Consider the following 20703-nt stretch of genomic DNA (forward strand, 5'->3'; position numbering starts at 1 on the left):
ACATGGAGGCGGGTGGCGCGCAAGCGGTATGGACGAGCCCGGCGCTCAGCGGGGTGAAGGGCGCCCGCGAAGCCGCGCAGGCGGCTACGATCCCGGGATGAGCGCCAGTCGCCGGCGCGCGTTCATCGGCACCACCGGCTCGGGCGGCGGCGGGGGCGGCGCGTCCGCGGAGTAGCACGTGGCGCAGTGACCCCAGAGCTCGCTCGCGTCGCGATCGCGCGCGATGAACTCGTAATCCTGGGGGGCGTTCACGGTCCTGGCGAGTCCGCCTCGCTCGTTCACCCAGTCGCGCAGGGTCGTCTTGACATGATCGACCCATTGCTCGGAGGTGAGCGGGGGCGCCTGCGTCGACATGGTGGGCTCCCCTCTGGGCTTGGGCTTGGGGGGCGCTGTCTGCCGCTCGTAGACCGGGAGCTCTTCGTCGAAGATACCTGGCAACCAGCTCGACCACCATTGCTTCTGGCCGGTGTCTCGAAAGGCCTTGCGATCCAATGGCTCGTCGTCGACCCATCTCACGGCGCCGCGCTCGCGTAGCCAGAATGGCTGCGCGACGCGATCCGCCGTCGCCGGGTGGGGCGCCTTCGCGCTGCGCCACCGTCGCCGCATGCGGTGCATGAGGTTTGCCGTCAGGGCGGCGCCGTTCGTCTTCCTCCATGACCGATGCTCGGAGGTCGCCCCAGGGGATGCGGGCGCCTCGCCATGGGCCAAGATCCGCGGCGCACCGAGCCGCGCACCGGAGTCCGGAATATCCGCGCGGGCGCGAGCCTTTGCGCGCTGGCGCGAGCCTTTGCGCGCGGGCGCCATCGGGGTAGAGTGTGCCCGTGTATACCCTCTATATCGCCAACAAGAACTATTCGTCCTGGTCGCTTCGACCGTGGATCCTCATGCAGGAGGCCGGCATTCCTTTCGAGGAGAGGATGCTCCCGTTCGGCGATGAGGCCGTGTGGGCGCCCTTCCGCGCGCTCGCGCCGGCCGGGAAAGTCCCGATGCTCGTCGACGGAGGGCGCGTGGTATGGGATTCCCTCGCCATGGTCGAATACCTGGCCGAAAGGCACCCCGGCGTCTGGCCGCGTGACGAAGACGCCCGCGCCTTCGCGCGCTGCGCGGCCGCAGAAATGCACGCGGGGTTCGGCGTGCTCCGCTCGTTGTGCAGCATGAGCATCGGTATTCGCGTGCGGTTGCGCGAGACGCCGCCCGCGCTCTTGCGTGACGTCGGGCGGATCTCCGCATTGTGGACCGAGGGGCTCGCGCGGTTCGGCGGGCCGTATCTCGCCGGCGACACGTTCACGGCGGTCGACGCCTTCTTCGCGCCGGTCGTCTTCCGCGTGCAGACGTACGGCCTGCCCCTCGGCGAGGCGGCGGCGGCTTACGCGGCGCGGATGCTCGATCGCCCGTCGATGCGCCGGTGGTACGCCGATGGGCTCGCCGAGACCTGGCGCGACGAGAGCCACGACGCCGAATGCCGCGCCGTCGGGGAATGGACGGCGGACCTCCGGGCGGTCTGAACCAGCCTCCCGCGCCTGCTCGAGAAAATCGCGGGGGCATGTCGGGCCCTGGCTTCGTCTTGCGGACGCAGGGCGGAACGGCTCTTCGGCGCGCTCAGGGTGAGCGCCGGCTCAGCTGGCCGCGGCGGACGGCTGCGCCTGGGAGCGCGCGCGGAGGCGCTGCTTGGCGGAAGGGCCGCCGGGGTGGCGGACCGAGGCGACGGCGCGATCCATGGCGTCGCACCAGTAGCGCGCGACGTCCTCGCGGTCGGTGAGGAGGGCGTCGATGGGGCCGTGGTCGCTCTCGATCTCGACCGCGAAGCGGTCGCCGCGGGGCTGCACGCCGACGCCGTGGACCTCCCCGGCGGAGATGGCGGCCCCGAGCCTGCCCTCGGGGCGCAGGTCGATGGCGCCGGTGCGGCTCACCCAGGGGGCGACGACGAAGCGGCCCGGCCCGAAGGACACCACCGGGGCCGAGCGCGCCGCATACCGGGACGAGAACCGGGCGACGCCGAGGAAGGCGTAGCCCGCGAGCGAGAGCAGCGCGGCGGCGCTGCCGACGCCGATCGCGATGCCGCTGTCGCCCGCGGCGGCGCTCCGCATGGTCTGGATCCACAGCACGAGCGCGGCGACGAGCAGCACGGCGCCGATGAGCGCGTTGCGGCTCGCGGCCGCGCGCGGTCCCTGGCTCGCGTGGTCCCGCACGACGAGGAGCTCGCCCTCGCTCCGGATCGCGAACCGCGCCAGCGCGGCGGCCGTCAGCGCGGGGGCCGGCGCAGCCTCGGGGAGGGGCCGCGGGGCGATGGCGCCGGGCGGCTCGGCGCCGCGCGCCGTCGCCAGCGGGACGCGCAGCGCGGCCGCGAGCGGCGCCGCCACCGCCTCGACGAGCGCCTCCGCCCGGCCGGGATCGAGGTCCTGCGCCTCGGCGACGAGCAGGCGCTGGGCTGCCGCGGGGCGCGTGGGCGTGGGCGGGGCGAGCGCGAGCCAGGCGGCAACGTGGGTCCGCTCGCGCGCGCACGTGGGGGCGGCGCAGCACGGGCGCTGCTCCGCGGTCACCTCGACGCGCACGGCGTCGCGCGACTCGGCCGCGCCCTCCCCTGCCCCGCCCGCGCCCGCGAGCCGCAGCGGCGCGAGCCGGAGGGCGCTCGCGCCGCGCTCGATCCGGAGCCAGACGGGGTCGCGCGGCGCCGGGCCGAAGCGCGCGTCCTTGTCGCGCTGCGGCGCGCCGAGCTCCGGCGCTGCGCGGAGGAGCAGCGGTGGGCCGTCTCCCTCCGCGGCGAGAGCGCGCGCCGCGCCGGCCGGATCGCCGAACGGATCGAGCGCAGGGACGGAGCTGTCGACCTCGAGAGAGCGGAGGGCACGCGCGACCTCCGCCTCGAATACTGCGGTGCTCGGCTCGGGCATGACGGCACGTTTGCCCCGGCTGCGCTGGGTTGTAAAGCGGGCCCGTCCGCGCGCCAACGCCGGGCGCCCGCTCTCCTGCCCCGGCCCCTGCTACCGCGCGCGCGGAGCCGGCCGCGGCTCGCGCGGAGCCGGCTCCCCGGCGCCGGCGCGACAGGAGCGCGCCGAGCGCGGCGAGCGGCAGCGCTCCAGGAGCCTCCGGCGGCCGGCCGCCGCCCGAGCAGGAGCAGCCGGCGTCGCTCTCGGGCTCGTCCACGACGTGCACGCGGGGCTCGACCAGGCCGCGAACCCGGCCTCGATGCCGGTGGCGGCGAAGCCGGAGACCCCTCATCATCGTCTCAGCGGCCCTGCAGCACGACCTCGAGCTCCTCGGGCGCCGCGCTCCCCTCGAGGGGCAGCGTCACCTCCACCCCCTCGTGGACCGGCAAGGTCGCCGCGATGGGCCAGGCGCGCGGCGCCCCTCCTTCGCCCGCCGCGACCTCGCGCAGCGTGACGCCACGCAGCGGAGCCACGCCGCCGTTGAAGAGGCACGCCCGTAGCCGGCCCTCCTCCACGGCGACCGAGCATGCGACGACGTCGGCCGTCGCACGCCGGATCCGCCCGAGCTTCTCCTCCTCCCCGGACGCGGCGGGCAGGAGCGACAGGAGCGCGTCGCGGGCGCGCGGGTCGCGGAGCCAGGCGAGCATCATCGCCGCGTGGATGCGCACCACGCGGTAGCGCGCGCGCGTCAGCGCGAAGAACGCGTCGGGCGACGCCACCCCGGTCTCGCCGTTGAGCAGGCCCGTCACCCCCGGCTCGATCTTGACCTCCGTCCCGGGCGCCTCGACGTGCCACTTCACCGCGCGCCCCGGCCCGAGCGCGCCCTCCCAGAACAGACCGCGCTCGGTGATCCCGGCGCGCTCGCCGCGGCGATTGCGCCGCGCGAACGTGAGCAGCACGCGGAAGTCGCTCACGGGAGCGCCGCTGTTGTTGACGACCGCGAGCTCGAAATCGTAGCGGCCACGCGCCGGCCGCGGCGGGCGCCCGCCCCCATCGCGGCCGGCATCGCCCGGCTCGGCGCCGGCATCGCCCGGCTCCGCCGCCGTCCCGCCAGGCTCCGCGGGGGCCTCGTCGTCCTCCACCCGGTTTCGCCGCAGGATCGGCGCGATCACCCCGGCGCCATCGTCGGGCCCGGTCGAGCCGAGCACGCTGAGGATGGGCACCCCCTGCCGCCAGAGCGGCGAGTCGGCGCGGTCGCAGAGGCAGTGCGGGAACGACGGCTCGGCGCGCTCCCGGGCCTCGCTCGAGAGGAGCGCTGCAGCGGCTCCGCGGGCCGCCGGGCCGACGCCGCGCGCCGCCCGTCGCTCGGCCGGAGGCAGGTCGCGGGGCGCCGCGAACCGCTGCACGAACGCCATCGTGGCCACGATGCCGACCACGGCGAGCGCCGCGGGCACGAGCACGCGGGCCCGGAGCGGGAGGGCGTCGAACCCCTCCTCACCGCCGCGCTCACGCCCGGGCTGCGCGCCGAGCGGCGTCGGTCGGGGCGCGAACACGGGCGCGGCCGGCGCGTCGGGGGTCGAGGCCGCGAGGCGGTCCGACGCGAAGCCCATGCGGCGCGACAGCTCCGCCACGAGCGCGTCGCGCAGGCGATCCGAGGGCAGCCCTCCCCAGGTCACGAGCCGCGCGGCGAAGCGCAGCGCGAGCCAGGTCGCGAGCGCGACGAGGAGCGCGAGCGACGCGGTGCCGAGCGGGCCGCTCGCGAGATAGTCGGGGGACAGGGCGGCCGCGAGCACGCCGACCGGCGCCGGCGCGATCCAGCTCGCCGCGCGGGCGCGGAGGCGCGCGCGGTAGGCATTTTCCATCGCCTCCATCGCCGCCGGCGAGATCACGCCGGGCACGCCGGGGAGATCGCCCTCGAAGCGCGCGAGGACGAAGCAGTTGTGCGGCGAGCACGCGGACGGATCGAGCGCCACGCAGAGCGCCTTGCCGCGACGGAAGAGGCCACGGATCGCGGTGTAGGGGACCCCGAAGCGGACCGGCGCCGCCACGGCGCCCAGAGCGAACCCCTCGGCGTAGCCGGCGACACGGACCAGCTCGACCTCGAGCTCCGTCTCGGCGCAGGTGAAGCGCATGGCGCCGACGGCGTTGGCGCCTCCCTCGGCGATCGCCAGGGCAGCGACGGAGAACGCACGAGCCAAGGTGGCCGCACCCTAACCGCGCGGGCCGGAGCGCCGCAACGGAAACCCGGCCCGCCCCCCCGGGACCCGGGCGCGGCGGGAGACCGTTGATCGGGCCGCGCGGGGTGCGTAAGAGGTGGCGGCATGAAGCCTTTCCAAATCGTCCTCGGCCTCTCCTGCGCTGTCCTCCTCGGTCCGGTCGCGGGCTGCGAGGACAAGGTCCCCGAACCGGATCTGCCGCCGGGCAGCGCCGTGCCGCAGGTGAAGCCCGCCGAGCCGGAGCCCGCCGACCTCATCAAGGAAGACACCGTCGTGGGCACCGGCCCGGAGGCGAAGGACGGCGACAGGGTCCGCGTCCACTACACAGGGCGCCTGCTGAAGACCAACGCCGAGTTCGACTCCTCCGTCGGCCGGGAGCCGTTCGTGTTCGCCCTCGGCAATACGGAGGTCATCAAGGGCTGGGACCTGGGCGTGGTCGGGATGAAGGTGGGCGGCAAGCGCAAGCTCACGATCCCCTCGCGCCTCGCCTACGGTGAGTCGGGCAGCCCGCCGAACATCCCGGGCAAGGCGACGCTCGTCTTCGACATCGAGCTGCTCGGCATCGGCGACGCGGCGAACGACGCAGCCGCCCCCGCGGCCGACAAGGCCGGAAAAACCGCGCCCGCGGCCGGCAAGGCGGCCAAGGGCGATAAGCCCGCCGCCGCGCCGGCCGAGAAGTGAAGTAAGGAGGCGCCCAAGCAGACGAGGTGCGCCGCGGGCGCCGCGAGAGAGGTGTAGCCCGGAACGCGCCTCGGGCGCACCGGAGAGCGCGCTACGTCCAGCGGAGCTGCCGCAGGTCGTCCCAGACGTCACGCGCGGAGAAATAGCGGTAAGCGTCGCGGCGGCGCAGCAGCTTGGCGATCACCTGGCTGAGCGGCGTGCCGAGCGCCTCGGCCTTCTGCCGCGGGGTCCCCTCGGCGATCTGCCGCGTGATCTCCTCGTAAGGGGCGTTCACGTCGATGGCCGGCTGGCCGGTGTGCATCTGGTACATGAGAAGCCCGAGCTGGTAGAGGTCGCTCTGCGTCGTCGTGTAGCCCGCCGTCACGAGCTCGGGCACGAGGATCTTCGGGTTCGCGACCTGCGGGCGGAACCAGCGGGTGACGCCGTCGAGCTGGTGGGCCACGCCGAAGTCGGTGAGCTTGACGAGCGGCCTGTGGTCGAGCTGGGAGATGAGCACGTTGCCCGCGTGCAGGTCGGCGTGCACGACGCCGTTGTCGTGCAGGTACTGCAGCGTCATCAGGAGCTGGCGCGCGAGTTCCAGGAGCAAGGGCGGCTGGAACGGGGTGCCCAGCAGCGCCCGGAGGCTCGTGTCGCACCGCTCGAGCGCCAGGTAGAAGAGGTAGTTCACCTCGAACGCGTCGTGGATGTAGACGATGTTCGGGTGGCGGAAGCTCTCCAGGCGGAGCATCTCGCGCGACCACTCCTCCTTGACGACCTGGTAGGGCTTGTTGGCCGGCCGCAGCATCTTCAGGGCGTACACCTGGTCGAACGGCCCGCTGCACTCGTACACCGAGCCATACTGGCCGTCGCCGATGAGCGCCCCGATCATGTACGTGCCCCGGGTGGAGGTCAGCGCAGAGCCCGGCACCGGAAACGGGATCAGGAAGCTGCCAGTCGAGGACCAGGTCACGGCGACGCCATCGTAACCGAAAACGACGGCGCCCGTTCACCCCGCGGCGCTCGCCCCGCCCTGAAGCACGCCCCCGCGGCCGAGCAAACCCCCGGGGCGGCCCGGGCGCAGCGCGCCGAGGGCGGCCGGACGCTCATGAAGCGGCGAGCTTCCGCAGGACGTCCGCGGCCTCGGCCTGATCGAGCTCGAGCGCCGCGGCGACGTCGAGCAGGAGCTCGCGCTCGCTGGTCCTGACGATCCCGTCGGAGACCACGACCTGGGCGGCCAGGAAAAAGGCGACCTTCCGGGCCTGCGGGGTGGCGAGCCGCTCCTTGAGCGACGCAAGCCGGGCGACGCGGCCCTCCTTCTGGAGCTGCTCCACCACGGTACGGATGAGCTCATCCATCGTGCTCGGCGGGATCCGGCGGTCCGTGAGCGACTCCACGCTCCGTGCGAAATGCACCCTCTCCTCCTGGCTGAACTCGCCGTCGGCGAACGCCGCGAGGAACATCAGCTCGACGAGCGCCTCGAGGTTGGGCTCGTCAAGCGTTTGCAGCGGAGGAGGGCTCATGAGCGGCATTGGATCCGTCTACACCGAGGCCCGGCGGGGGACCAGCCCCCGGCGCGCCCCCGCCCCCCGGTGCGTCCGGGGCAAACGCCTCCGCGGGCGGCGTTGGGAGAGGGCGACCGGTGTGTCATGAGTTCGAGGATGCACGTGCGTGAACTCGCCCAGGCGGCGCTCCTCGGCGCGCTCCTCCTCTGCGGCTGCGGCGGCGCGGCCACGACCACGCCGCGCCACGCCGCGGGGCCCCTCCGGCCTGCCACCGCGGCGACGCCGCCCGCCGCGGCGCCAGCCGAAGCCGCCCCACCGCCGTTCCGGCTGCCCTGCGAGCGGGACGATCTCGTGGGCTGCACGAACGGCTGCGCCGACCGCCAGATCGAGGACTGCGTGACGCTCGGATCGATGTACCTGGGCGGCGCGATCGTCTCGGTCGACGTGGGGCGGGCGATGGGGCTGTTCAAGGCGGCGTGCGCCGAAGGGAGCGCGCGGGGCTGCCTGCGGCTCGGCGACGCGTACCACGATCGGCTCGCGCCCCCCGACAGAGCCGACGGGGCGAGCGGGGCAGACGCGGCGGACGTGGCGGACGTGGCGGCGCTCTACTGGCACGCGCGCGCGTGCCACGCGGGCGCGAACCTCGGCTGCCTCGCGGCCGGCAGGGCCTACCTCCACGGCCAGGGCGCGAGCGCCGACGCCGGGCGCGCGGCCGCGCTGTTCCAGCGCGTCTGCGAGCGCGGCAACGCCCCCGCCTGCGTCGAGCTCGGGCACCTCCACGCGCAGGGCGAAGGCGTGAAGCGCGACGGCCCGAAGGCGGTCGAGCTGTTCACCAAGGCGTGCAAGCTCGGCCTGGACGAGGGGTGCCTGCTGGCGAGCCGGTCCGGCGACGTCCTCCCGCCGCGCGACTGACGCGATCGCCGGCGCGGCCCGAGGGGTGTCAGTCGGTCCGACGGCGCAGGGCGATGTCCAGCGCCGCCGTGATCATCGCGGTGAGCTGCGTGTCCGAGACGCTCTCGGACGGGAGCACGACGAGCTCCGCGCCGATGCGCCGCGACAGCTCGATGAACCCCTCCGGATCGAACGCCCGCACGTCCTGGGTCATCACGATGGCCAGCGGGTTCAGCCAGGCCGCGCTCCCGCGCAGCGACACGAGATCGCACGCGAGCAGGTCGGCGCCCTCGACGAAGACCAGCCGGCGGCAACGCTCCGCGAGCTGCTCGCTGGCGCTCACGATCAGCACGACCGAGGCAGAGGCCGTCCGCATGCTGCGCCCCGCGGGGCGCGTCGGCAATTCGCGCGTGCTCATCGCAGCCGAGGTCAGCGCGCGAGGAGCGGACGCCGGTAGGGGACGGGCCCGTCGCCCTCGCCCCGAGCCCGCGCGCGCTCCTCGTCGGCGAGGGCGAGGTCCATGACGAAGGAGCCGAACGACAGCCGGAAATCCCGGTCGTTCGGCTTTGTCGCGTAGAAGGCGAGCAGGGAGAGCACGCTCCCGATCTGCGCCGCGGCCGGGTCGTCCGGGCACGCGCTGAAGCGGTCGGCGAGCGTGCAGAGCTGCCGGAAGAGCGGACCGCCCGGGTGCGGGCCGGCGCTGCACATGGCGAAGGTGCCGCTGCCGCGATATCCGAGCTTCCGGCGCTTCCTTCCGGGGGTACGGGACGGGGGGACCATCGTCATGATTGCTGCCCAAGCCGCCTGTGAAGGTTGAATCGCGCCGCGCAGGGGCTGACCTGCCGCGGGACGCTCTCCATCACTAAAGAGCAGCCGGAAGAGAGTCAATCGGAGAGGACGCGGCGGGCCAGATGAGCGCGAAAATCTGCGGAATGGTCCCCCGTCCGACCAGCGCGTGGGTATACGTCACCGCATGAAGGCAGTCGTGCTCGCCGGCGGCAAAGGCTCCCGGCTCCGCCCCTACACCGCCCTTATCCCGAAGCCGCTGATGCCGATCGGCGATCACACGATCGTCGAGATCCTCCTCCGGCAGCTCGCGCGCGCCGGGGTCACCGACGTGGTGATGTGCGTCGGCCACCAGGCCGCCCTCATCGAGGCGGTCGCCGGCGAGGGGAGGCGGTACGGGCTGCGCCTCTCCTACCAGCGCGAGGACACGCCGCTCGGGACCGTGGGTCCGCTCCGGGTCATCGAGCGGGACCTGCCGGAGCGCTTCCTCGTGATGAACGGCGACATCCTCAGCGACATCGACTTCGCGGCGCTCCACCGCACGGGCGAGGCGGCCGGAGCGCCGCTCGCCGTCGCCGTCTGCGAGCGCGCCTCGAAGATCGACCTGGGCGTGCTCGACCTCGGCCCCGAGGGGCGCGTCGTCGGGTTCCGCGAGAAGCCCACGTACACGTTCTGGGTCAGCATGGGCATCTACGCGATGAGCCGCGCCGTGCTGCGCTTCATCCCGGAGGGCCGGCCGTTCGGGTTCGACGACCTCATGCACGCGCTGCTCGACGCCGGCGAGCAGGTGGCCACCTTCCCCTTCCGGGGCCACTGGCTCGACATCGGCAGGAGCGACGACTTCGCCGAGGCGCAGGAGGAGTTCGAGAAGAACCGGCAGCGGTACCTACCGGAGTGACGCGGCGAGCGCCTCGCACACGGCGTCGACGTCGGCGTCCTGCATGCGCGGGTGGAGCGGGAGCGTGAGCTCGCGGCCCGCGATCGCGTCCGTCCGCGAGAGCCCCTCCTTGCGCACCCGGTCCGAGGCGCCGTGGTGCGAGAAGCGGTGGATCGGCGTGTAGTGCACGCTCGTCTGGACGCCGCGCGCCTTCATGGCCTCCATGACGGCCTCGCGCGAGGCGCCCTCGGGCAGGAGCACCGGCATGAGGTGGTGCGCGCTCTCGCCCAGCGCGCGCGCGTAGAAGTCGCGGTACGGGAGCCCGACGCCCGGCAGGCCGGCGAGGCGCTCGTGGTAGCGCGCCACGAGCGCCCGCCGCCGCGCGTTGCCCGCCGCGAGCCGTCCGAGCTGCACGACGCCGATGGCGCTGCGGATCTCGTCGATGCGGTAGTTCATGCCGGCGGCCATGACGTCGTACGTGAACGCGTGCCCCTTGTGCCGGTCGAGGGTCAGCGTCGTCATCCCGTGCGCGCGGAGGAGCCGCATGCGCGCGAGGAGCGCGTCGTCCTTCGCGATCACGGCGCCCCCCTCGCCGACCGCGAGGTTCTTGTTCGAGAAGAAGCTCAGGCAGCCGACGTCGCCCAGCGTCCCGAGCGCCCTGCCCCGGTAGCTCGCGAGCGGCGCGTGCGCCGCGTCCTCGACCACGGCGATCCCCCGCTCGGCCGCGATCGCGGCGATCGCGTCCATGTCGCAGGGGTAGCCGGCGTAATGGACGACCGCGATGGCCCGCGTCCTCGGGGTGATCTTGCGGGCGATGTCGGCGGGGTCGACGCCGAGGTCGTCGTCGCCGACGATGTCGGCGAGCACCACGTTCGCGCCGCACTGGAGCGCGGCGTTGGCGGTCGCCACGAACGTGAGGCTCGGGCAGATCACCTCGTCGCCGGGGCCCACCGAGAGCGCCGTGTACGCGAGGTGCAGCGCGGCGGTGCAGTTCGTCACGGCGAGCACCCTCGGGGTGCCGAGCGCCTCGCCGAGCTTCTGCTCGAACTGCGCCGTCCGCTCCCCCATCGTCAGCCAGCCCGACGCGACGACCTGCCGCGCGGCCTCCGCTTCTTCAGGCCCGAACGAGAGATCGCTGAGAGGTATCTTCCACATGGCGTTCCATCCATCCCGCCGGCCCCGCGCCGGGAGACCGAGCGCGTGAAGCGCCCGCCCGGACGGCGCGGCGTCGTGCGTCAGATCGCGTACTCGCGGGGCCGGTACTCGGCGAGGTGGCGCTCGACATAGGCGTACGTGCGCGCGAGCCCCTCCTCGAGCGGCACGCGGGGCGCGTAGCCGACGAGCTCCGTGGCCCGGCGGAAATCGGCGAGCAGCACCATCACCTCGCTCGCGTCGGGGCGCACCCGGGCCTCGTCCGTCACGAGCTCCGCGCGCTTGCCGGTCACCTCGAAGATGAGCCGGACGAGATCGCCGATGGAGATGGCGCGCCCGCTCCCCACGTTGAGCGTCTGCCCCACGGCCCGCGCGCTCGATCCGACGAGGAGGAAGCCCGCGACGGTGTCGGACACGAAGTTGAGGTCCCGCACCGGCGCGGTGCTCCCGATGCGGAGCGCGGCGCTCCCGGCGGCGAGCTGCTGCATCACGCTCGGGATGATCGCGCGCGACGACTGCCGCGGGCCGTAGGTGTTGAACGGCCTGATCGTCGCGACCTCGAGGCCGAAGGAGAGGTGGTAGCTCTCGGCGAGCTTGTCGGCGCCGATCTTCGTGGCCGAGTACGGGGACTGGCCGGTCAGGGGGTGGGCCTCGTCGATCGGGGTGTAGCGCGCGGTGCCGTAGGTCTCGCTCGTCGAGGTGTGGACCACGCGCGCGCCGTGCTCGCGCGCCGCTTCGAGGACGTTCAGCGTGCCCTGCACGTTCGTCGCCACGTACTGCTGCGGGGCCACGTACGAGTACGGGATGCCGATCAGGGCCGCGAGGTGGAACACGACGTCGGCGCCGCGCACGAGCGACCGGACCGCGCCCGCGTCCTCCACGTTGCCGGGGACGATCTCCACCTGCGCGAGGACGTCCTCGGGGAGCCGGTCGAGGTGCCCGCGTCGCGAGCCCGAGGTGTACCGGACGAGCGCCCGCACGCGCGCGCCCTCCCGGACCAGCGCCTCGACGAGGTGGCTGCCGATGAACCCGCCGGCGCCGGTCACGACGGCGCGCTTGCCGCGATAGAAGCCTTCGCTCACGGCCGCGTCCGTGGCCTCTGCGGGTGCGCGCGTCAAGCGCGTACCGACGCGCGGGGCTCGCGGCCGGGCGGCGCCGCCGCGATCACTGGATCTGGATCTGGTCGGTGGGCGTGTTGCCCGCCCCCTCCGGGGTCCCGATCTCGCGGTGCACGCAGAGCCCCTGCTTGCAGTAGGACTGCGGCGGGCTCTTGCAGTCGACCTTGGGCTCCTCGCACTTGCCCGTCTTGTAGCTCTCCGCGAGGGGCTTGATCTTGTCGAAGGTCGCATTGCTGATGGGCTTCGCACAGCCCGGCCACTCGCTCTGGCGGCAGTCGACGTCCGTGTTGCAGTGCTGCGCCTTGTTCACCATCTCGAAGGCGTCGCCGCGGAGCTTGTCGCACTCCTTGGGCTCCATCTTGCTGTCGCAGCCGGCGAGCAGCGCGAGCAGGACGAGGCATCCGGCCAGGCGGAGCGGGGTTCGAGATCGGAAGGAGGCCGTTCCAGGCCGCCCCCTTCGAGGAGCACTCGCGATCATTCAAGGTTCTCCCGGTCAAGGTCGCCCTTCCGCGCCGGAAGGGAGCGGCTTGCGCCGAGCCCTTCGTATCACGGCTGGATTCGGGCGCGCAGCTGGCGTAGCCCGTCGGCATGGTTCTTCCTCGAGAAGGCGTCGGGGCCGGCGGCGCCGTACACGGCGGTTCCGGCGCGGCTGCCCGGAGTTGCCTCCGGGTGCTCACCCTGAACATCTGGAACCGCCACGACCCGTGGGAGGCGCGCCTCGGCCTCATCCGGAAGGGCGTTCGCGAGCTCGATCCCGACGTGGTCGGGCTCCAGGAGGTGCTGTCGCATGAGGGCCGGTCGCTGGCCGACGACATCGCCGAGGGGCTCGGCTACGAGGCCGCGTTCGGCGCCGCGCACGACCTCGGCGGCGGCGTGCTCTTCGGCAACGCCGTGCTGTCGCGCTGGCCGATCGGGCGGAGCCAGGCGTTCCCCCTGCCCACGGGCGAGACCGACGAGAAGCGCTCGATCCTGCTCGCCGAGCTCGCGTCGCCCCGCGGCGTGATCCCGTTCTTCGTCACCCACCTGAACTGGAAGTTCCACCACGGCGCCGTGCGCGAGGCGCAGGTGGCGGCCGTGGCCGAGATCGTCATGCGCGAGGCGCCCATGGAAGGCCTGCCGCCCATCGTCGTCGGCGACTTCAACGCGCAGCCCGAGTCCACGGAGATCCGGTTCATGAAGGGGCTGCACGCCCTGAACCAGAAGAGCGTGTACTTCGCCGACACCTTCGATCAGACGGGCAAGGGCCCCGGGTTCACCTTCGATCCCCTGCGGAACCCGTTCGCGGCGATCACGAACGAGTACCCGCGCCGCATCGACTACGTCTTCGTCCGCGGTCCGGACGAGCAAGGGCGGGGCAAGCCGCTCTCGTCGCGGGTCGTCCTCGAGGAGCTCGAGGACGGCGTCGCCGCGTCGGATCATTACGGGGTGCTGTCGGAGATCTCGCTCTAGGACTCGCGACCCCCGGCATCCTCGGAGGATGCCCTGTTCACGTGTACACTGGCGTCATGTCGACCCCTCGAGCCCCGGGTGACGGCCCGCCGAGCCCGCCCGGCGCTCCCGGCGAGTGCTCGGCTCCCCTGCCCGCTGCCCCTCTGCGTGTCGGTCCGGTCGTGCCGGACGCCCTGGCGCTCATCGGCGGCACGCCGCTCGTCCGGCTCGCCCGGATCTCGCCCGAGGGGGGCGGCGTCATCTACGGCAAGCTCGAGTCGATGAACCCGGGCGGCAGCGTCAAGGACAGGGCGGCGCTCGGCATGGTGCTCTGCGCCGAGCGCGAAGGGGCCCTCAGGAAAGGGTCGACCCTCGTCGAGGCGACGAGCGGCAACACCGGGATCAGCCTCGCGATGATCGCGGCCGTGCGCGGCTACCGCTGCGTGGTGGTCATGCCCGAGGACATGAGCGTCGAGCGCCGGCACATCCTCCGCGCGTACGGCGCCGAGATCGTCCTCACGCCCGAGGGTCAGGGCATGGCCGGCGCGGTCGCCCGCGCGGTCGAGATCTGCGCGGCGACCCCCGGCGCCTGGATGAGCCAGCAGTTCCAGAACCCGGCGAACCCCGCCGCCCACGCGCGCGCCACCGGCCTCGAGATCCTCGCGCAGACCGGCGGCGACATCGCGGCGTTCGTCGCCGGCGTGGGCACCGGCGGCACGCTGACCGGCTGCGGGCGCGTGCTCAGGGATCAGCTGGGCAGCGCGGTCCGTATCTGCGCGGTCGAGCCGACGAACAGCGCCGTGCTCTCGGGTCGAGGCCCAGGCCCCCACGGCATCCAGGGCCTCGGCCCCGGCTTCGTGCCGGCGATCCTCGAGCGCTCGCTCATCGACGAGATCCTCACCGTCACGGAGGCGGGCGCGTCCCGCATGGTGCGGCGGCTCGCCCGCGAAGAGGGGCTCCTCGTCGGGCCGAGCTCCGGCGCCAACGTCCACGCGGCCGTGGAGATGGCGCGCAAGGTGCGCGGGACGATCGTGACGGTGCTGCCCGATTCGGGGGAGCGCTACCTGACCTGAGCCGCGTCCGGCCGCAGCGCGCCCAGCTCGTCCGCCGGGCCCACCGCGACGGTCGTCGCCCCGGACAGGGATCCCAGGCCGCCATCGGCGATGGCTCGGCGGCTCCTCGCCGCCCCGGCGCGCATCCCTGCGCCGCGGGCCGCGCCGTGGAGGACCCGCTCGACCATCGGCTCGTGCAGCGCGAGCAGCCGCGCCGGGGCCACGCCGAGGACCCCGGTGAGCGCCACCATCGCCAGCAGGAACGCCCGCTCGCGAAACAGGAGCGCCTCCACCGAGGCGCCCCGCAGGTCGCGCCCCAGCGGACCCAGGAAGGCGCGCTGGAACGCGCGGAACAGCGTGATCCCGTTGAGCGCCGCCGCCGTCAGCGCCAGCACCGCCAGCACGGGATGAATGTGTAAAATTCCATGCAGGAGCAGGTCCTCGCTCACGAACGAGAGCGCCCCCGGCATCCCGATCGCCGCGCACGCGAGCAGGAAGAAGAAGGCGGCCATGCGCGGCGTCCGGGCCACGAGGCCGCCGAGCGCCCGCGTGTCGGCGGTGCCGGTGCGCGCCTCGAGCGCTCCGATGACCATCGCGAGCCCCGTGATCGCGATCGACGACGCGACGGTCTGGAGGAGCGCGCCGCTCACGCTCTCCCGGCTCAGCGAGGCGATCCCCAGGAGCACGAGCCCCTTCTGGCTCGCCACGAGGTAGCCGAGCAGCCGGCGCAGATCCGTCTGGACGAGCGCGAGCACCGCGCCGTGCAGCGCGCTCACCAGGCCGAGGACGGCGAGGATCGGCATGCCCTCGGCGCAGCCGGCAGGCAGGAGCGCCACCCCGACGCGCAGGAGCACGCAGACGCCGACCTGCATCTCGGCGAGCAGGACGGTCACGCCGAGCGGCCCCCGCTCGAGCAGCACGGGCAGCCAGCCGTGGAACGGCACGGCGGCCATGCGCATCAGCACGGCGATCCCGACGAGCGCGAACAGCGGCGACTGCCACGCCTCGGGGATGCCGACGCGCGAGATCTCCTCGATGTCGAACGGCAGGGCCGCCCCGCGGCGCGCGGCGAGCACGGCCATGGCGCCGATCGCCAGGGCGAGCGGCGCCGCGCCTCCCAGCAGGAAGATGCGGCAGGTGCGCCGGAGGAGCGGGTCCAGGGCGCCCTTCCTGGCGACCAGGCGCTCGACCGGCACGAGCGCGGCGAGCCACGACGCCGCGAGCACCGCGAGGTCGAGCGCGCAGAACACGCCGAGGATGGCGCTCCCCGTGGCGAGCAGCGCCGCGGCGGTGGGCCGATCGAGCGCGGCGCGCGGGCTCGCCGCGACCAGGGCGAGCAGGACGAAGCCGAGCAGCGGGAGCAGGGCGATGGTGTAGCCGTCGAGGCCGAGCCGGAGGCGCGCCCCGAGCAGCGGCAGGGCGGTCCCCCCCGCGGCGAGCGCGACGCCGGCGCACGAGAGCGCGAGCGGCACCGCCGAGAGGAGCAGGGTGAGCGCCGCGCCGACGACGGCCGCGCGGCGCGCGCCCTCGTCGCTGCGCGCCCGGGAGGCGACGAGCGCCGCGACCGCCGGCGTGAGGATGAGCGCCGCGAGGATCGGAAATGAGCTCACGTCCGGGCTCCCTTCGTGTCGCGCGCTGGAGGCTCGAAGGCCATGGCGCGCGCGTCTTCTACCCCGCGCGCGGGCTGCTCCCCCGGCTCGGCGGCGGCGCGCTCGGGCCAGCCGCTCAGCGCCGCCACCCACCGGCGCTCGCTCCGGTCGAGCAGGCGCCCGAGGCGCATCAGCGGCGCGGCGACGAGCCGCTCCTGCAGCGCCTCGAGGTGGAAGCGATCGAGGGCGAGCCAGTACGCGCGCCGCACGAGCGCCGCCGGCAGCATGCGGGCGGCGAGCCCGAGGGGCGGCAGCGGCTCGCCGGCGTGCGCGGCCCGGATCTCCTGCGCGTCGCGGAGCGCCGAGGGGGCGCGCAGCATCTGGAGGCAGCGCAGGCACGCGTGCGCGAACAGGTGGACGAGCGCAAGCCGGTAGAGCCCGAGCCCGATCTCCACGAACATGAGCCCCACCTGCGTCATCGTCGCGTGCGCGAGCGCGTTCTTCACGTCCGCCTGCACGCGCCCGACCATCGTGCCGTAGATGGCCGTCGCCGCCCCGACGCAGGCGATCACCGCGCTCGCGGCCGGAGAGCGCTGGAGCAGCGGGGCCACGCGCAACATCAGGTACACCCCCGCGTGCACCGAGAGCGCGCCATAGAAGAGCGCGCTCGAGGGCGTCGGCCCCTCCATGGCCCGCGGCAGCCAGCTCCCCAGCGGGAACTGCGCGCTCTTGCCCATGGCGGCGAGGAACAGGCACAGCGCGATCGCCGTGGCCGCTCCGGGGCCGAGCGACGCGGCGGCCCCCGGCCAGGGGGCGCCGCCGAACGCCACGCCCCACTGCGAGGAGCGGGCGAGATCGTGCATGAGCACCGCGCCCCCGAGCAGCCCGACGTCGCAGAGCCGGTAGGTGATGTAGACGCGCACCGCGGCCCGCGGCGGCGCCTCGCGGTCGTGGAAGAAGGCCACGAGCAGCACGCTCGTCACGCCCACGAGCTCCCAGCCGGCGAAGAGCAGGTCGACGGTGCCCGCCGACACGAGCGCCAGCATGCCCGTCGAGAACAGCGCGAGGAGCAGGAAGAACCGCGCAAACCCCGGCTCGCGGTGCAGGTACGCCACCGAGAACCGGCCGACCACGAGCGCGATCAGCGAGACGAGCACCATCATCGTCGCCGACAGGCGATCGACGAGCAGGACGATCTCGAACGCGTAGCTTCCGGTCCCGAACCAGCGGCCGAGCTCGACCGGCAGAAAGGCGTAGGGCGCCGCGACGGCCGAGCCCCAGATCGCCAGCGAGGCCGCGAGCGAGACCGAGAGCGCGGACAGCACGGCGCGCGAGATGACGCGCTCGCTCGGCGTGCGCAGGAGCAGCAGGTAGGCCCCGAGCGCGGCGAAGGCCGCCGCCGGGGAGAGCACGGCGAGCGCGGCGAGCTTGCCGAGCAGCGCGTCAGACAGCATGGCCTTTGACCTCACGTGGCCGCGTGGACGCGGCGCCGATGAGCGCTGGCGGGACGAAGCCGGATCTCCCAGCGTACCAGTCGGCGGAGCGCTGGACCGCCGGCAAGGGGTCGTCCGGGGGAGAGCACGGCGCGAAGCCGTCCCCCGTGAAGCACGCGATCCGGCGCGTCGCCGGATCGACGCAGGCGAGCTGGATCCAGCCGTTGCCGATGAGCTCGCGGAGCGCCGGCTGCCGCGCGCAGAGCGCGGCGGCCGTCTCCGTGCTCGCCTCCACGGCGACGAGCAGGCGCACCGGCTCGTGGATCTCGATCATCTGCCTCGGCAGCCCGGTGCGCAGGTCGCTCAGCGATCCCTCCATGACCCCGAGCATCGAGACCAGGTTGTGCGGGAGCTTGGTGCCGGCGCCGTAGCGGCGGTTGTCGACGCAGGAGAAGTAGTATTCGAGGTTGATCCCCGCCCCGACCGGGCCGACCGCGAGCAGGACACGCTCGAGGATCGCGCCGCCCGGGTCCTGCGTCGGGTCGTACGACACGAGGAACGCCCTGCGATCGAGGAACAGCCCGCGGGTGAGCGCGCGGCGGCCGACCACGCAGACGGCGTTGGTCACGTGCCCGAGCTCGGGCCGGGCCTCGCTGAGATCCGCGGCGCGCGCCTCGACGTGCGCGAGCGCCCGCGCGGGGTCGCTCTCGGCAGGCGCCGACGCGAAGCGACGGCAGCGCTCGTGCGCGTGCAGCTCGCGCGCCGCGTCCAGGGCGCCGAGCAGCGCCGAGAGCTCGCCGCGGTGCGACGCCGGCGCGAGGTGCTGGTCGTAGAGGACGATCTCGTCGGTCGTCGTGTTGTTCATGCCGCCGAGGAAGAAGGTCCCGTCCGGGAGGTCGATCCCCCGGCCGCGGAGCGAAGCGCGGACCTCGGGGTCGTTCGCCATGGCCGCGAACAGCCGCGCGTTCGGGCCGCCGTGGCGGCCGCCGCACGCGCCGCAGTCGTAGGCCGACTGGTGCGGGTTGTTCACGCTGGTCGACCCGTGGCCGAGCACAGCCACGATCGGCGCGAAGCCGCGCGTGAGCCCCATGTTCTCCAGCGTGGCGGCCACCCGGGCCGCCTTCTCCGCGGCGGTGAACGGCCGCCCCTCGCCGGCCGCGCCGGAGCCCTCGTCGTGCGGGCTGTGGAGCCGCGTCGGCACCGCGGGGAACATGCGCCGCTCGAGCGCGCGGCGCAGCCGCGCCGTCGCCCGCGGGAAAAGGATGCGCCCGACGAGCGGGAGGGTGGAGAACAGGCCCAGGGTCGGCGTGAGCAGCACGCCGCGCGCCAGGGTGCGGGAGCCGCGCCCGAGGGCGTGCAGGAGCCGCGCCCAGCGCCTGCGGTGGGCCTTTCGGCGGCGGCCCGCCTCCTCCTCGTGCGGCCGCTCGACGATCTCGTGCGCCGGCTCCACGCCGACCGGGCAGAGGCTCGCGTGGCCGGCGTCGTCGAGCCCCCGGTAGCGGATCGGCACGCCGAAGAAGCCGGCCACGCCGAAGGTCTCGTGCCGCGGCGAGAGCTCCTCGAAATGCCGCCTCAGCCCCTCGCAGCGATCGTCGATGCAGAAGGCGACCTGGAAGCGGGGCTCTTTCACCGCGCGGTCGTCCTCCGGGCGGCGCAGGTTCGCGGCGATCCCGTGCAGCGCCTCGACCCGATGGTGGTGCTCGTAGGCCTCCTGCAGGACGCGGCGCCGCGCGATCCCGTCGAACGCCTCGAGCGCCGACAGCGCCCAGACGCGATCCGCCTTCGACAGCGGCTCGACCTCGGCGGCCGACAGCCCAGCGAGCTGGGCGAGCTGGAACAGGCGGAACGGCCGATCGTGCTCGGGCGAGCGCCCCGGCGGCGCTGGCGGCCGTGCCGCGCGGCGGGCGTGCTCGACGAGCCCGGCGAGGGGCCCTGCGTATCCGAGCCGCCGGCGCGCGACGTCGCGCAGCGCGTACCGGGCGAGGGTCAGGCGGACGGCCAGGTACTCGACAAGCGACGCGGGCGGCGAGCCCGGCGGCCGGTCGCCCGGGGTGTGCTCGAGGCGGTGGATCATGCCGGCCCACCCCGGCAGCTCGAGCAGCACGCGTGTCACGTACCCCTCCCAGGGGTCCTCGGGCACCCCGAGCTCGTCGAGGGCGCGGGCGGCGATGGCGGGCGGCGGGAGCCCCGCCGCGTCGAGCCGGCGGAGCTCCGCGTCGAGCCCCGCGAAGGCCGGAGCAGCGAGGCGCGAGCCCGCGAGCGCCATGTCGCGGAAGCAGCGCCAGATCCCCTGCGCCCGATCGGGCATCGCCCAGTGCGCGACGCCCTCGTCGAGGTAGGCGGCGAGGAGCCGGATCACGAGCGGATCGACGAGCTCGGCCGGATCCTCGCCTGCCAGCGCGAGCAGCAGATCGCGGTGCGACCGGTCGACGCCCACGCGATCGACGAGCGGCGGCTCCGCGGGCGGGGCGGGCGGCAGCGGCACGGCGCGGCACGCGTCCCAGAGCGCGAGCGCGGCGCGCGACTCCGGATCGCGGCCGCCCTGGTCGCGGAGGTGCGCTGCGGTCTCGGGGCGCTCCTCGAGCCAGCGCTCCGTGCTCTCCAGGATGCGCCAGCGCCGCTCGGCGGGGGCGTCGGCCCGGAGCCTCCGCGTCTCCCCCACCTCGGAGATACGCCACGAGAGGCCCGCCGCCGTCTCCGCCTCGATGGGATAGCGCAGCGCGAGCCGCTCGATCTCGTGGCGGGACAGCGGGCCTCGTCGCTCGTCCGGATGCGCCGCGAAGCGCCCCGCGAGCGCCGCCGCGAGGTCCTCGTCGTCGATGCGACCCGACGCGATGTGCGCGCGGTAATCCGCCTCCGCGAGGTACGGCTCCGCCTCGAAGACGGCGCTCGCCGCGGCGAGCGCGTCGTGGAACGGCAGGTGCTGGAACGCGTGCAGCGTGTTGTGGTGGACGAACACGCCGATGGGCCCTTGCGCCGGCAGGAGGTGCCCGGCGTGCTCGACCACGTCGCAAAGGCGCCTCTGCCGGGCGGCGCTCGCGCGGAGATCTCGAGAGAGCTCGGTGTTCATGGCGATCCCGGAGAACGGTTGTTCCTGGAGCTTCACCCGCGTGCGCCCCTGTCGCGGAGGCCGTG

The 20703-nt window shown here is 74.1% G+C and carries 19 protein-coding genes; 6 read left to right on the forward strand and 13 right to left on the reverse strand.

All coding sequences use genetic code 11. The annotated features are described in order from the left end of the window. Positions 1 to 84 precede the first annotated feature (84 nt). Positions 85 to 516, reverse strand: coding sequence for a hypothetical protein (locus WMF28_RS23735; protein WP_437595563.1), 432 nt, complete (start codon positions 514 to 516; stop codon positions 85 to 87). A gap of 305 nt (positions 517 to 821) precedes the next feature. Between WMF28_RS23735 and WMF28_RS23740 the strand changes: the two genes are divergently transcribed. Next, the gene (locus WMF28_RS23740; protein WP_437595564.1) at positions 822 to 1505 is read left to right on the forward strand and encodes a glutathione S-transferase family protein; all 684 of its coding nucleotides are present in this window, start codon (positions 822 to 824) and stop codon (positions 1503 to 1505) included. Positions 1506 to 1616: 111 nt separating this feature from the next. Here WMF28_RS23740 and WMF28_RS23745 read toward each other — a convergent pair whose 3' ends face one another. Both WMF28_RS23745 and WMF28_RS23750 read right to left on the reverse strand, forming a co-directional pair. Beyond that, on the reverse strand, positions 1617 to 2888 hold the full coding sequence (locus WMF28_RS23745) for a hypothetical protein (RefSeq protein ID WP_437595566.1): 1272 nt from the start codon (positions 2886 to 2888) through the stop codon (positions 1617 to 1619). Positions 2889 to 3223: 335 nt separating this feature from the next. Beyond that, complete coding sequence (locus WMF28_RS23750) at positions 3224 to 5062, reverse strand: hypothetical protein (RefSeq protein WP_437595568.1); 1839 nt, start codon at positions 5060 to 5062, stop codon at positions 3224 to 3226. A 123-nt stretch (positions 5063 to 5185) separates the two neighbouring features. Here WMF28_RS23750 and WMF28_RS23755 point away from each other — a divergent pair, with 123 nt between their 5' ends. Next, a complete protein-coding gene (locus WMF28_RS23755; protein ID WP_437595569.1) occupies positions 5186 to 5761 on the forward strand; it encodes an FKBP-type peptidyl-prolyl cis-trans isomerase in 576 nt (191 codons plus the stop codon). A gap of 91 nt (positions 5762 to 5852) precedes the next feature. Here WMF28_RS23755 and WMF28_RS23760 read toward each other — a convergent pair whose 3' ends face one another. Together WMF28_RS23760 and WMF28_RS23765 are read right to left on the reverse strand one after the other, a co-directional pair. Then, positions 5853 to 6710: a serine/threonine protein kinase gene (locus WMF28_RS23760; RefSeq protein ID WP_437595570.1), complete on the reverse strand. Its 858-nt coding sequence runs from the start codon at positions 6708 to 6710 to the stop codon at positions 5853 to 5855. A gap of 133 nt (positions 6711 to 6843) precedes the next feature. Further along, on the reverse strand, positions 6844 to 7260 hold the full coding sequence (locus WMF28_RS23765) for a tellurite resistance TerB family protein (protein WP_437595571.1): 417 nt from the start codon (positions 7258 to 7260) through the stop codon (positions 6844 to 6846). A gap of 138 nt (positions 7261 to 7398) precedes the next feature. On the opposite strand from WMF28_RS23765, the gene WMF28_RS23770 reads away from it, so the two are divergent. Beyond that, the gene (locus WMF28_RS23770) at positions 7399 to 8154 is read left to right on the forward strand and encodes a tetratricopeptide repeat protein (RefSeq protein WP_437595572.1); all 756 of its coding nucleotides are present in this window, start codon (positions 7399 to 7401) and stop codon (positions 8152 to 8154) included. Between the two features lie 28 nt (positions 8155 to 8182). Here the strand turns inward: WMF28_RS23770 and WMF28_RS23775 are convergent, their stop codons facing one another. Together WMF28_RS23775 and WMF28_RS23780 are read right to left on the reverse strand one after the other, a co-directional pair. Next, on the reverse strand, positions 8183 to 8551 hold the full coding sequence (locus tag WMF28_RS23775) for a hypothetical protein (RefSeq protein ID WP_437595573.1): 369 nt from the start codon (positions 8549 to 8551) through the stop codon (positions 8183 to 8185). Between the two features lie 11 nt (positions 8552 to 8562). Beyond that, entirely contained in the window at positions 8563 to 8919 is a 357-nt protein-coding gene (locus tag WMF28_RS23780) for a hypothetical protein (protein ID WP_437595574.1), read from the reverse strand. Between the two features lie 187 nt (positions 8920 to 9106). Here WMF28_RS23780 and WMF28_RS23785 point away from each other — a divergent pair, with 187 nt between their 5' ends. Further along, positions 9107 to 9817: a nucleotidyltransferase family protein gene (locus tag WMF28_RS23785; RefSeq protein ID WP_437595576.1), complete on the forward strand. Its 711-nt coding sequence runs from the start codon at positions 9107 to 9109 to the stop codon at positions 9815 to 9817. Here WMF28_RS23785 and WMF28_RS23790 read toward each other — a convergent pair. From WMF28_RS23790 to WMF28_RS23800, 3 genes are all read right to left on the reverse strand, one after another. Next, positions 9806 to 10951, reverse strand: coding sequence for a DegT/DnrJ/EryC1/StrS family aminotransferase (locus WMF28_RS23790; protein WP_437595578.1), 1146 nt, complete (start codon positions 10949 to 10951; stop codon positions 9806 to 9808). The two genes, WMF28_RS23785 and WMF28_RS23790, sit on opposite strands and share 12 nt — an antisense overlap. Positions 10952 to 11031: 80 nt before the next feature. Further along, complete coding sequence (locus tag WMF28_RS23795) at positions 11032 to 12030, reverse strand: SDR family NAD(P)-dependent oxidoreductase (protein WP_437595579.1); 999 nt, start codon at positions 12028 to 12030, stop codon at positions 11032 to 11034. A gap of 82 nt (positions 12031 to 12112) precedes the next feature. Continuing rightward, positions 12113 to 12544 carry a hypothetical protein gene (locus WMF28_RS23800; protein WP_437595580.1) on the reverse strand — a complete coding sequence of 144 codons (432 nt, stop codon included), beginning with the start codon at positions 12542 to 12544 and terminating at the stop codon, positions 12113 to 12115. 191 nt (positions 12545 to 12735) lie between these two features. On the opposite strand from WMF28_RS23800, the gene WMF28_RS23805 reads away from it, so the two are divergent. Both WMF28_RS23805 and cysK read left to right on the forward strand, forming a co-directional pair. Then, entirely contained in the window at positions 12736 to 13515 is a 780-nt protein-coding gene (locus tag WMF28_RS23805) for an endonuclease/exonuclease/phosphatase family protein (RefSeq protein WP_437595581.1), read from the forward strand. Positions 13516 to 13676: 161 nt separating this feature from the next. Next, positions 13677 to 14567, forward strand: a complete 891-nt coding sequence (gene cysK / locus WMF28_RS23810) for a cysteine synthase A (RefSeq protein ID WP_437604301.1) — start codon at positions 13677 to 13679, stop codon at positions 14565 to 14567. Here cysK and WMF28_RS23815 read toward each other — a convergent pair. The 3 genes from WMF28_RS23815 to WMF28_RS23825 are packed head-to-tail and all read right to left on the reverse strand — an operon-like array spanning position 14555 to position 20638. Further along, positions 14555 to 16156, reverse strand: a complete 1602-nt coding sequence (locus WMF28_RS23815) for a complex I subunit 4 family protein (protein WP_437595582.1) — start codon at positions 16154 to 16156, stop codon at positions 14555 to 14557. The genes cysK and WMF28_RS23815 overlap by 13 nt on opposite strands. Continuing rightward, positions 16153 to 17589, reverse strand: coding sequence for an NADH-quinone oxidoreductase subunit 5 family protein (locus WMF28_RS23820; RefSeq protein ID WP_437595584.1), 1437 nt, complete (start codon positions 17587 to 17589; stop codon positions 16153 to 16155). Before WMF28_RS23820 ends, WMF28_RS23815 begins: the two co-directional genes overlap by 4 nt. After that, positions 17579 to 20638 (reverse strand): YbcC family protein, encoded by a 3060-nt coding sequence (locus tag WMF28_RS23825; RefSeq protein ID WP_437604302.1) that lies wholly within the window; start codon positions 20636 to 20638, stop codon positions 17579 to 17581. Before WMF28_RS23825 ends, WMF28_RS23820 begins: the two co-directional genes overlap by 11 nt. Positions 20639 to 20703: the final 65 nt, after the last annotated feature.

Source organism: Sorangium sp. So ce590 (assembly GCF_051521365.1).
Lineage (GTDB): Bacteria > Myxococcota_A > Polyangia > Polyangiales > Polyangiaceae > Sorangium.